Source organism: Piscinibacter sp. (assembly GCF_050175855.1).
In the GTDB taxonomy this organism is placed as follows: Bacteria; Pseudomonadota; Gammaproteobacteria; order Burkholderiales; family Burkholderiaceae_C; genus Piscinibacter.
On record NZ_JBFXIO010000138.1, the window covers coordinates 1 to 11,424 of the forward strand.

Consider the following 11,424-nt stretch of genomic DNA (forward strand, 5'->3'; position numbering starts at 1 on the left):
CGATCAGGCCAGCCGATCTCGCAGCGCCGTCTTCAGCACCTTGCCGTAGTTGTTCTTCGGCAGCTCGGCCACGAACTCGTAGCGCTTGGGCCGCTTGAAGCGCGCCATCTGCGCGAGGCAGTGGGCGTCGAGCGCCTCGGCAGTGGGCGCGGCGCCGGGGGCGGCCACCACGAAGGCCACCACCACCTCGCCCCACTCGGCTTCGGGCGCGCCGACCACCGCCACCTCGGCCACGCCGGGCGCGGTGAGCAGCACCTCCTCGACCTCGCGCGGGTAGATGTTCGAGCCGCCGCTGATGATCAGGTCCTTGCTGCGGTCCTTCAGCGTGAGGAAGCCGTCGGCGTCGAGGCAGCCGACGTCGCCGGTGAACAGCCAGCCGTCGCGGATGGCCGCGGCGGTGGCCTCGGGGTTGCGCCAGTAGCCGGCCATCACGCTGTCGCCTCGCACGAGCACCTCGCCGACCTCGCCGACTGGCAGTTCGCGGCCCTGGCCGTCGGCGACGCGGATGCGCACCGGCGTCTGGGCCACGCCCACCGAGGCGATGCGCTCGAGATGGCGCGGGTGCGCGGTGTCGCTCAGATGGTGGCGCGCCAGCGCGGTGGCCACCATCGGGGTCTCGCCCTGGCCGTAGATCTGCACGAAGCGCGGCCCCATCACCGACAGCGCGCGCTGCAGATCGGCCACGTACATCGGCGCGCCGCCGTACACGATGGTCTTGAAGGAACGCGCCGCAGCGTCGGCCGTCAGGCCTTCGCGTTGTGCATGGTCGACCAGCCGCTTGACGATGGTCGGCGCGGCAAAGGTCGAAAGCGGCCCGAGGTGCGCGCCGAGTGCGAACAGCTCGGCCGGATCGACGCCGCCGGAGGCCGGCACCACGTGGCGCGCGCCGGCCATGAGGTGCGGAATCGCATAGAGGCCGACGCCGTGCGACATCGGCGCGGCGTAGACGATGGCGTCGTCGCGCGAGATGGCGTCGACGTCGGCGAAGTAGGCCAGGCCCATCGTCATCAGGTTGCGCTGCGTGATCATCACGCCCTTGGGCCGGCCGGTGGTGCCGCTGGTGTAGAACAGCCAGGCGACGTCGTCGGGCCCGCGCTCGGCAACCGGCACGGCGCGGAAGTCGTCCACCGGCGACAGCAGCGCATCGGCCTCGGGCGACTCGACGTCGATCTGCCGTTGCAGCCCCGCCAGCGGTACGGGCGCCACGTCGCTGGTCACGAACGCCCAGCGCGCCTGCGCGTTGTCGACGATCCACTCCACCTCGCGCGGGTGCAACTTGGCATTGACCGGCACCACCACCAGCCCGGCCCACCAGGCCGCCCACAGCAGCTCGAGGTAGCGCGGGTGGTTGCGCATGAACAGCAGCACGCGGTCGCCCGGCGCGAGGCCCGCCTCGCGAAGGCGCATCGCCGCGCCGGCGCTGCGCGAGACCCAGTCCAGGTAGCGGGCGTGCGGGCTCGTTCCATGGAACACGGCCACACGCCCCGGCGCCAGCCGCGCTTGTCGAAGGAGAAGATGGACCAGTTGCATCCGCGTCGAAGTCAGGTCGGGCGATACGGGAGTGTGGCCGAACTGGTGACGTGAACCGACGCGAGATGATTCGCGCAGAGGGTCACTTCTGACCGTTGCGCTGCCATCCTTCGCACCGTGACTGTGCGGCCGCACGGTCGACCATGCCGCCGATCCATCGCAGAGGAAAATTTCACTCAAGGACATGCGATGGCTGTCGACACCCATCAGGTCGATTGCTGAACTCCGTGCCTGAAATGAAGCTGTCCCTCAAGTTGCCACTGGCGTTCGCCCTGGCCGTGCTCGCCGTCTTCGCCGCGGCGCTGTACGGCATCTACAGCCTGAACCAGGCGCTCGGCAGCTACTCCGGCCCGGTCCACGCCGGCCATGAGCAGCGCGCCACCGCCGACGAGGTCTCGATCCTGTTCAAGACGCAGGTGCAGGAGTGGAAAAACGTCCTGCTCCGCGGCAAGGATCCCAAGGCCCTGGACAAGCACTGGGAGGCCTTCGCCACCAGCGAACGCGACGTGGCGCAGAACACCCGCAAGCTGCTCGAGGCGCTGCCCGAGGGCGAATCCAAGGCCCTGACGCGGCGATTCGCGCAGGCTCACGAGCAGATGGGCCGAAGCTACCGCCAGGGCTTCGAGACCTTCAAGTCATCCGGCTTCGACCCGACCGCTGGAGATGTCGCCGTGCGCGGCATGGACCGCGAACCGACCCGCCTGCTCGGTGAGGTCTCCGACAGGATCGCGGCAGACGCCGCAGCGCTGTCCGACCAGGCGGATGCTGCAGCCCGCCGCGCCACGATGATCAGCCTCGCGCTGATGCTGGCGGTCTGCGCGGCCGCCAGCGCAGGCGGTGTGCTGTTCTCGCGCCGCATCACGCAGCCGATCGGCCATGCCGTGGACGCGGCACGCGCGGTGGCGGCCGGCGAACTCGACCACACGATCACCGTGGCCGGCCGCGACGAGACTGGCCAGTTGCTCGCCGCCATGCACGACATGCAGGACCGGCTTCGCCAGGTGGTGAGCTCGGTGCGCCTCGGTGCAGACAGCGTGGCCAGCGCCAGCACGCAGATCGCCCATGGCAACCAGGATCTCAGCCAGCGTACCGAGCAGCAGGCCAGCGCGCTGCAGCAGACCGCCTCTTCGATGGAGGAGTTGGGCTCCACTGTCCGCCACACCGCCGACAACGCCCGTCAGGCCGATGCCCTGGCGCACGACGCGTCCACGGTCGCCGCGCGCGGCGGCGAGGTCGTCGCCCAGGTGGTCGACACGATGAAGGGCATCGACGCGAGCTCGCGGAAGATCGCCGACATCATCGGCGTGATCGACGGCATCGCCTTCCAGACCAACATCCTCGCGTTGAACGCTGCCGTCGAGGCCGCCCGAGCCGGCGACCAGGGTCGCGGATTTGCCGTCGTCGCCACCGAGGTGCGCAACCTGGCCAGCCGCAGCGCGGCCGCGGCGCGCGAGATCAAGGCGCTGATCGCCGACAGCGTCGAGCGCGTCGACCGCGGCAGCACGCTGGTCGACCAGGCCGGCAGCACGATGACCGAGGTGGTGGACGCAGTCACGCGCGTCACCCGGATCATGTCCGAGATCAGCGCAGCCACCGGCGAACAGAGCAGCGGCGTGAACCAGGTCGGCCAGGCCGTCAGCCTGATGGATCAGGCCACGCAGCAGAACGCGGCGCTGGTCGAGGAAAGTGCTGCCGCGGCCGAGAGTCTGCGCGTGCAGGCGCAGAAGCTGGCCGAGTCGGTCGCGGTGTTCCGGATCGGAGCGCCCGCCGCATGAGCCGTCCGGCAGCGTGGGCTCACACCACCGCGGCCTGACTGACCACCATCCGCATCACCGTGCCCTCGGGCCCGGTGCGCAGCACCTGCAGTTCGCCGCCGTGCAGCTCCATCACGCGGTGCACGATGTGCAGGCCGAGGCCGCGGCGGCGGCCGCGCGCGTCCTTCTCGAGCCGTGGTGGCGTCCGCTCCGCGAAGCGCGGCAGGCGGTCGGCCGGAATACCCGGGCCGTGGTCGATCACGTCGAGGATCAGCGCCAGCGGCTCGTCGGAATCCGACACCCGCACCACCACCGCCGACCCCGGCGGGCTGCAGCGCAGCGCGTTGGACAGCAGGTTGCGCAGCGCCAGTCGCATCAGGCCCGGCTCCATGGTCGCGGTGCGCGTGTTCGTCTCGCGCTCGATGCTCACCCGCCACGCCTCGCTGGGTGGCAGGTCGGCGATCGCCACCTCGATCAGCGTGTCGATGTCGGTGTCGACGCCCTCGATGCGCTGGCCGCCCACCAGCAGCGAGGCCACCGCCAGGGTGTTGCCGATGCTCTGCTGCACTTCGCTAAGCACCAGCTCGGCGCGGCGCATCGGCTCGGCGGCGGTGAGCTTGCCGTCGCGCGACAACTCCACCGTGGCCGCCTGCAGCGCTGCCGAGGCGTTGTTCAGCGGCTGGCGCACTTCGTGGGCCAGCACGTCGAGCATGTCGCTGCGCTCCTTCAGCTGGGCCAGCGTCTGCTCGCGAGCGCGCTGCAGCTCTCGCATCGCCTGCGCCTCGGCCTCGCGCGAGAGCGCCAGCGCACCGGCGAGGTCGGCCACCTCGCGGATGGTGAGCTCGGTCGATTCCGCGGCTCCTCGCACGTGGGCCTCGACCGCGCTGCGCAGCTGCCGCGCCAGGCGCCGGGCCATGTAGAGCGCGCCGGCCACCGCCAGCATTGCGCACAACAGGCCGACGGCGAGCACCCGCGCCATCGAATCGCGCACCTGGGCATGGATCGCCGCGGCCGGCCGGCCCACCACCACGTGCCAGCCCGAGCCCGCCACGGGCGCGATGCTCGTGTAGACGGGAATACCGTCCTCGGTGACGGACTGGAACTGCGTCTCCCCCCGCTTGATGCCGTCGATCAGCGCCTGCGTGGCGCGTTCGCCGACGAAGCGGTCGGCATCGCGCGAGCGCGCCACGATCATCGAGTTCTGGTCGATCACGGCGGCGGTCCAGTCCGCCGGCCAGGCCTGCGCATTGAGCCAGGTGCCCAGCGCCTCCATGCTCACCACGGCGCGCATCGCATAGGTGCGCTCGCCGATGGTGACCGGCAGCCCGACGCCGAGCACGCGCTCCTGCGTGGTCTCGCCGATCACCAGCGGCGAGACCACCTGGCGGCCCTGCTCGATCACGTAGCGCTGCAGTGCCATCAGCATCGGCGAGGGCCGCGGCAGCTGGGCGCCGAGGGGGCGGCGCGTGTTGAAGAGCTGGTTGCCGTCGCCATCGACGACGCTGATGCCGACGATGCGCGCATCGACCTCGGCGACGCGCAGGGCCGTCTGGTAGGTCGCTTCGATGTCACCCCGGCGCACGCCGTCGGACTGCGCCGTCGCCCGCAGCGCGGCGAATACGCTGTCCAGCTGCTGGCTGATCAGCGTGGCGGCGTCGCCGGCGCGCCGCTCCAGCCCGGCCAGGCTCTGGGCGCGAAGCTCGTCGATCGAGCGGTAGACGCTGTAGGCCGAGAACGCCAGCAGCGGCAGCAGCCCCAGCAGGCTGACGACGGTCAGCCAGGTGGCGACGCCGACGCGCGGGCGCGGGCCCGGCCGCGACTCGGTCGGGACGGTGGAATCGATGACGACGGTCTCCGGTGCAGGCCGCCTGCTGGCAGCCGTGCCCGGATTGTGGCCTCAAGCCGCCGCGGTTCGGGCGACGGCTGGAGTCGCGGCGGCCTGGCCCAGTTCGGCTCGCAGCAGGACGACGGTACCGATCATGATCAGCGCCGGGGCGCGCACGTCGTGCCTCTTCGCCAGTTCGGGCAGCGTGGCCAGCGTGCCGGTGAGGGTGCGCTGGCCGGGCTGGGTGGCGCGCTCAACGATGGCTGCGGGCGTGTTGCCGCTCAGGCCGTGGGCCTGGAGCTGCGCGCTGATCACCGGCAGCGTGCCCACGCCCATGTAGATCACCACCGTCTGGCGCGGCCGCGACAGCAGCTGCCAGTCGAGGTCGACGGTGCGCGCCTCGCCTTCGCCGCGCAGGTGGCCGGTGGCGTAGACCAGCGACTCGGCATGGTCGCGGTGGGTCAGCGGGATGCCGGTGGCGGCCGAGGCGCCCTGGGCCGCGCTGATGCCGGGAATCACGTCGAAGGGGATACCGGCGCCCGCCAGCGCCTCCGCCTCTTCGCCACCGCGGCCGAAGATGTACGGGTCGCCGCCCTTCAGCCGCACCAGCCGCCGTCCGCCGCCGGCCAGGCGCAGCATCAACTCGATGATGCCGTCCTGTGACAGGCTGTGGTGACCGCTGATCTTGCCGACGTAGACGCGGTCGGCGCTGGCCGGCACCAGCGCCAGCACGTCCTGCGAGACCAGGTTGTCGTACAGCACCAGGGTGGCTTCGCGCAGCGCGCGCGCCGCCTTGACGGTGAGCAGGTCGGGGTCGCCCGGCCCGGCGCCGACGAGCGTCACGTGGCCGGGCCCGGCGGCGATGCCGTGGTCGGGCGTGAACTGGAGCGGCTCGCTGAGCAGGGTCATGGTCGTGTCCTCGGTGCGCGGTCTGGCGTGGCGATGACTGCATTGCACGGCCGGCGGCCGCTCGCCGCCTTGAAGCAGTTCAAGACAATCCGCGGAGCTTCAACGCCCGGGGTAGGCGGACAGGCGCTTGGGGTCGAGGATGTGGACGTCGCGCTTGTCGATGCGCACCAGGCCGGCGGCCTCGAGCTCGTGCAGCACGCGCGAGAAATACTCCGGCGTGAGCGACAGCCGCGAGGCGATCGTCGCCTTGCTGACCGGCAGCGACACTGTCACCACCTCGCCGGTGGCGCAGTCTTCCACCTGCTGGTCGCGCAGCAGGTAGCCGATCACCCGCTGCACGCCGCTGTGCAGCGCGTAGGCCTCGACGTCGTGCACCAGGCCGTGCAGGCGCCGCGAGATGCCGGCGAGCATGCGCATCGCGAAGCGCGGATCGCGCTCGATCTCGCCGACCACCGCCTCCTTCTTCACCGTCAGCAGCAGCGTGTCGGTCAGCGCCTGGGCGTTCACGATGTAGGGCTTGCCGGTGAACATCAGCGCCTCGGCGAAGCTGTTGCCGGGGCCGACCAGCTCGATCACCTTCTCCTGCCCGGCCGGCGAGATGGCGAACAGCTTGACCTGGCCGGTGACGGTGACGTGGAACTCCTCGCACGGCTCGCCGACGCGGAACACCGTGTCGCCGCGCGACAGCCGGCGCAGCTGGCAGCCGAGCGCCAGCCGCTCCAGCTCGGGGCGGTTGAGGTCGGTGAACAGCGGCAGCACCGAGAGGTAGCGCGGCAGGTCGAAGGTGCGGGCTTCCACGGGGGGACGCTCCGGGGTCGAGGTGGCGCGAGTGTCCCCGGCCGTGTCGGGCTGGGACTTGACCGCCGTCAATCGCGGGTCAGCGCGTCAGCCGGGCGTAGACCGCCGCCAGCCGGGCGGGCAACTCGGCCGGGGCACGCACCTGTGCCCAGCCGCCGCGGCCGAAGAGGTGCGGCAGGTATTCGTGCGCCTCCTCGTCGATCGACAGGCAGAACGGCAGCAGGCCGGCCTCGCGCGCCTCGTGCACCGCGTGGCGGGTGTCCTCCAGGCCCCAGCGGCCTTCGTAGACGTCGAGGTCGTTGGGCTTGCCGTCGGTAAGGATCAGCAGCAGCCGCTGGCGCTCCGGGCGCAGCGCAAGCCGCTTCGTGGCGTGGCGCAGCGCCGCGCCCATGCGCGTGTAGTAGCCGGGCTTGATCGCGCCCACGCGGGCCTGCGCAGCGCGGCTCCACGACTCCTCGAAGGCCTTGAGGTGCTGCATGCGCACGTGCTCGCGGCGCACCGAGCTGAAACCTAGCATCTCGAAAGCGTCTCCGGTGGCTTCCAGCGCCTCGCCGAAAACATAGAGCGCGTCGCGGATCACGTCGATCACGCGGGCGTCGTTGTTGACATGCGCGTCGGTGGACAGCGACAGGTCGGCCAGCAGCAGCGTGGCCAGGCTGCGCTCGCCGCGCGTGCGACGCGCGAAAACCAGCGGGTCGCGTGCGGCGGCCTGCGGCGTGCGCTTGCCGGCTTCGTCGGCGGCATGGCGCACCCAGGCGTCGAGGTCGATGGCCTCGCCTTCGGCGCAGTGGCGCTGCCAGCGCGGCGCGGCGCGCAGCACCTCCAGGCGGCGACGCACGCGGCGCGCGGTGGCGCGCAGCGGTGCGGCCGGCACGAAGGGCTGGTCGGGCCGCGCCATCAGCGTGACCACGCGGCAGCGGTCGGCCTGCAGGGCCTGGCGCTTCCAGTCCCACTCGGGCAGCGAGTCGGCCTCGCCGATCGGTACGTCGTCGGCGCTGGCGCTGGGCAGGTCGAGGTCGAACTTCACCCGCGCCGCGCCGGCCTTGCCGTCGCGCGTGATCGCGAGCTGCTCCATGTCGTCGGCCGCGCGCAGCGCGTTGCCGTCGTCCTCGTCGTCGGTGGCGCGGTCGACGGGCACGTGCTCGGCCCAGGTCATCAGCTGCTCGGTCTTCGAGGGCAGCAGCAGCGGCGCGCGCTTGTCCTTCTGCGGCTCGAGGCGGCGGGTGCGGCGGCGCGTGCTGCTGCGCGACGCCTTGGCGCCGCCGCCATCGCGCTCGTCGCCTTCGGCGGGCGCCGCGCCGGCGGTCGGCGGCAGAGCGTCCAGCCACACCCACACCGGGGCGACGGAATCGGCGGGGATGTCCGCCGCGCTCACGGCCTCGCCGCGCAGCGCGGCCTGCACCGCGGCCTCGGCCCGAGCGGCCTCACCGCGAAGTCGCGCCGGATCGGGCCGCTGCGCCAAGTGCGCGGCGCGCAGCCGCTGCCAGCGCGTGCGCAGCCCCGGGCAGCGCAGCAGCACCTGCTCGGTCGCCTCGACGTTGGCGGCGATCCAGCCGCCGCGGCCCGCATGCGACGCGGCGAGTGCGGCCAGCCAGAGGTAGAGGTCGCGGTTGAGCGCCTGGTCGTCGAACACCGCGATCAGCGGCGGCAGGGCCAGCGTGTCGGCGTCGAACTGCGCTGTGGCGGCACGCCGCCCGCTGCCGGCGATGCGCTGCAGCCAGCCGCGCGGCCCGCCGGCTTTCGACTCTCCCGCCGGCACCACGCGCACGCCGTGCCCGCCGCCGATGGCATGGAACAGCATCGCGGCGGAGTGCTTCACCTCGTCGAGCACCACGCCCTGCTCGGGGAAGCTGCGGTCGGCCGCCCGCGTGATCCAGCGGTGCCAGTGTTCGCCGATCCACTCTTCCATGGCCGGTTCCTAGCCGCGGTCTTCGCGACGCTGGCGCAGCGTCTCGCGCACCGCGTCGAGCCCGACCTTCCATTCGAGGTTGGGGCCGCGGCCCTGCGCGTCGTGCGTGCTCTCGCACTCGGTGAGGCACTGGCCGCATTGCACGCACGAAAACATCATGCGCTTGATGTTGCGCGGGTGCAGGCGCATCGGGCATGCGGTATCGCAAGCCGAGCCCTCGGGCGACTTCGCGGTGCTGCAGCTGCGGCAATCGCGCGCGCGCTCGCGGTCGAAGGCGACCACCAGGCCCTTCGGGTTGGCCATCCAGGCCAGGCTCTGGAACAGCCCGACGGCGCAGCCGAAGCGGCAGAACAGGTGCCGCGCGAACATGAACTCCAGCGTGAACACCACGCTGCCGATGACGACGAATCGCGCCTGGTTGGGCGTGAGCGTGCCCGAGACCAGGTTGCCCCAGATCTCGCGCGGCGGCAGCAGGTAGGTCAGCAGCGTGATCGCCCACAGGAAGCCGAAGATCGCGCAGGCGACGAAGAAGGCCGGCCACCAGCGTGCATCGGGCGTCTGGCCGGCGCGCAGGCTGCGCTGCCGATCCCAGAAACTGAGCTTGCCGCTGGCGCGCTGCAGCACGCCGTTGAGCGTCTCCACCAGCGAGAAGTGCGGGCACAGCCAACCGCAGTAAAGCCGGCCGTAGCGGTAGGCCACCGTCATGAAGGCGGCCACCCCCAGCACCGCCGGCACGATGGCACGGAAGACGATGTTCAGCGCCGCGTGCGTGGCAGAGATGTCGCCGCGCACGAAGTCGTCGATGCCGAGCGACCAGCGCAGGCCCAGCACCCACAGCTGCGTCTCGTGCAGATCGAAGCGCAGCAGGTTCAGCGACGGCGCGAGCAGGAACAGCGCGAAGAAGCCGATCTGGAAGGCGCGGCGCCGGCGTTGCAGCCGGGCCATGCGCAGGGCTGGCGGTGCGTCGCTCACCGCCAGCGCGATCGCCCGTTCAGGCATCGCCGATCACCGCGGCCACCACCTCGCCGAGCGCACGGGCGGTGTCGGCGTCGTCGGTGAGCGCATCCACGATGGCCGCCTGGCAGGCGTCGCGCAGCGGCATGCCGGAAGCGGCCAGGCGCGCCGCCATCACCAGCAGACGGGTGCTGGCAGTCTCTTCAAGGTCGTGGTCGGTGAGCCGGCGCAGTGCCTGCGCCAGTGCCACCAGGCTGGCCGCCACCGGGGCGGCACAGCCGCCCTCGGCCTCGACGATGGCGCGCTCCACCACCGGCTCGGGATAGCCCAGCGTCAGCGCCACGAAGCGCTGCCGCGTGCTCGGCTTCAGGCCCTTGAGCAGGTTCTGGTAGCCGGGGTTGTAGGAGATCACCAGCATGAAGCCCGGCGCCGCCGCGATCAGCTCGCCGGTGCGCTCGACGGGCAGCACGCGCCGGTCGTCGGCCAGCGGGTGCAGCACGACGGTGGTGTCCTTGCGCGCCTCCACCACCTCGTCGAGGTAGAGGATGGCGCCCTCGCGCACCGCGCGGGTCATCGGGCCGTCGCACCACACGGTGCTGCCGCCGGCGATCAGGTGGCGGCCGACGAGGTCGGCCGCGCTCAGGTCGTCGTGGCAGCTGACGGTGACCAGCGGCCGGCACAGCCGCGCCGCCATGTGCTCGACGAAGCGCGTCTTGCCGCAGCCCGTCGGGCCCTTGATCAGCAGCGGCAGCCGGCTGGCGTGCGCCTGCTCGAAGAGCCGGCACTCGCCGCCCTGCGCGGCGTAGTACGGCACTGCCGCGATCTGCCGGGCGCTGGCCATTTCCATCATGGTCTCCCGTCTCAGGCGGCGGCCAGCCGGCCGCCGGCCTCCTCGGCCTCGTCGGCCGCCGGGCCGACGAAGAAGCTGGCAAGGTAGGTCAGCAGTCCGGCGAGGAACATCACGCCGCCGGCCACGCGCACCCAGTAGAAGAAGCGCAGCTGGTCCTGCGTGGCCATGAAGGACATCGCGCCCTCGGTCGGGATGCGCTGCAGCCAGACCTGCAGGATGCCCGCGCCGGTGAGCGCCAGCACCATCACGGCCATGCCGATGGTCATGATCCAGAAGCTCCACATCTCGAACGACTGGGCGCGGCGCGGGTTGGCCTCGCGGCCGCGAAGAATCGGCATGGCGTAGCTGATCATCGCGATGACCACCAGCACGTAGGCGCCGTAGAAGGCCAGGTGGCCGTGCGCCGCGGTGACCTGCGAGCCGTGGGTGTAGTAGTTCACCGGGCTGAGCGTGTGGATGAAGCCCCACAGCCCGGCGCCGAGGAAGCCCATCACCGCCGTGCCCACCGCCCACAGCACGGCGGCCTGGTTCGGGTGCTCGCGCTTGCGGCGCTGGACCATGTTGAACGCGAACAGCGTCATCATGAAGAACGGGATCGGCTCGAGCGCGCTGAACACGCTGCCCACCCAGCCCCAGTAGCCCGGCAGGCCGATGAAGTAGAAGTGGTGGCCGGTGCCCAGGATGCCGGTGACCAGCGCCATGGTGATGATCAGGTACAGCCACTTGTCGATCACCTCGCGGTCGACGCCGGTGGTCTTGACGAGCACGTAGGCCAGCAGCGCGCCGAGGATCAGCTCCCAGGTGCCTTCCACCCAGAGGTGCACCACGAACCACCAGTACATCTTGTCGCGCACCAGGTTGCTCGGGTTGACGAAGCTGAACAGGAACATCAGCG

At 71.5% G+C, this 11,424-nt stretch carries 9 protein-coding genes; 1 reads left to right on the forward strand and 8 read right to left on the reverse strand.

Annotated features, from left to right (window positions below):
• Positions 1–3: 3 nt before the first annotated feature.
• Positions 4–1,530 (reverse strand): AMP-binding protein, encoded by a 1,527-nt coding sequence (locus AB7U92_RS12265; protein WP_428576900.1) that lies wholly within the window; start codon positions 1,528–1,530, stop codon positions 4–6.
• A 236-nt stretch (positions 1,531–1,766) separates the two neighbouring features.
• Here AB7U92_RS12265 and AB7U92_RS12270 point away from each other — a divergent pair, with 236 nt between their 5' ends.
• Entirely contained in the window at positions 1,767–3,305 is a 1,539-nt protein-coding gene (locus AB7U92_RS12270; protein WP_428576903.1) for a methyl-accepting chemotaxis protein, read from the forward strand.
• Positions 3,306–3,324: 19 nt separating this feature from the next.
• On the opposite strand, the gene AB7U92_RS12275 is transcribed toward AB7U92_RS12270, so the two are convergent.
• The 7 genes from AB7U92_RS12275 to AB7U92_RS12305 all read right to left on the reverse strand — a co-directional run.
• The gene (locus AB7U92_RS12275) at positions 3,325–4,866 is read right to left on the reverse strand and encodes an ATP-binding protein (protein ID WP_428576905.1); all 1,542 of its coding nucleotides are present in this window, start codon (positions 4,864–4,866) and stop codon (positions 3,325–3,327) included.
• 315 nt (positions 4,867–5,181) lie between these two features.
• Entirely contained in the window at positions 5,182–6,018 is an 837-nt protein-coding gene (cobA, locus tag AB7U92_RS12280; RefSeq protein WP_428576908.1) for a uroporphyrinogen-III C-methyltransferase, read from the reverse strand.
• A 99-nt stretch (positions 6,019–6,117) separates the two neighbouring features.
• Entirely contained in the window at positions 6,118–6,816 is a 699-nt protein-coding gene (locus AB7U92_RS12285; RefSeq protein WP_428576911.1) for a Crp/Fnr family transcriptional regulator, read from the reverse strand.
• Between the two features lie 79 nt (positions 6,817–6,895).
• Complete coding sequence (locus tag AB7U92_RS12290) at positions 6,896–8,725, reverse strand: nitric oxide reductase activation protein NorD (protein ID WP_428576914.1); 1,830 nt, start codon at positions 8,723–8,725, stop codon at positions 6,896–6,898.
• A gap of 9 nt (positions 8,726–8,734) precedes the next feature.
• On the reverse strand, positions 8,735–9,724 hold the full coding sequence (locus AB7U92_RS12295) for a 4Fe-4S binding protein (RefSeq protein WP_428576917.1): 990 nt from the start codon (positions 9,722–9,724) through the stop codon (positions 8,735–8,737).
• A complete protein-coding gene (locus tag AB7U92_RS12300) occupies positions 9,717–10,526 on the reverse strand; it encodes a CbbQ/NirQ/NorQ/GpvN family protein (RefSeq protein ID WP_428576920.1) in 810 nt (269 codons plus the stop codon). Before AB7U92_RS12300 ends, AB7U92_RS12295 begins: the two co-directional genes overlap by 8 nt.
• A 14-nt stretch (positions 10,527–10,540) precedes the next feature.
• On the reverse strand, positions 10,541–11,424 hold an 884-nt coding region (locus AB7U92_RS12305), incomplete at its 5' end, for a cbb3-type cytochrome c oxidase subunit I (RefSeq protein ID WP_428576923.1).

What these genes read in the sequence shown, in the direction of transcription:
- AB7U92_RS12270 (WP_428576903.1), top strand. Translation starts at nt 1,767, where the DNA reads ATGAAGCTGTCCCTCAAGTTGCCACTGGCGTTCGCCCTGGCCGTGCTC.
- AB7U92_RS12295 (WP_428576917.1), bottom strand. Translation starts at nt 9,724, where the DNA reads ATGCCTGAACGGGCGATCGCGCTGGCGGTGAGCGACGCACCGCCAGCC.
- AB7U92_RS12290 (WP_428576914.1), bottom strand. Translation starts at nt 8,725, where the DNA reads ATGGAAGAGTGGATCGGCGAACACTGGCACCGCTGGATCACGCGGGCG.
- AB7U92_RS12300 (WP_428576920.1), bottom strand. Translation starts at nt 10,526, where the DNA reads ATGGAAATGGCCAGCGCCCGGCAGATCGCGGCAGTGCCGTACTACGCC.
- cobA (WP_428576908.1), bottom strand. Translation starts at nt 6,018, where the DNA reads ATGACCCTGCTCAGCGAGCCGCTCCAGTTCACGCCCGACCACGGCATC.
- AB7U92_RS12265 (WP_428576900.1), bottom strand. Translation starts at nt 1,530, where the DNA reads ATGCAACTGGTCCATCTTCTCCTTCGACAAGCGCGGCTGGCGCCGGGG.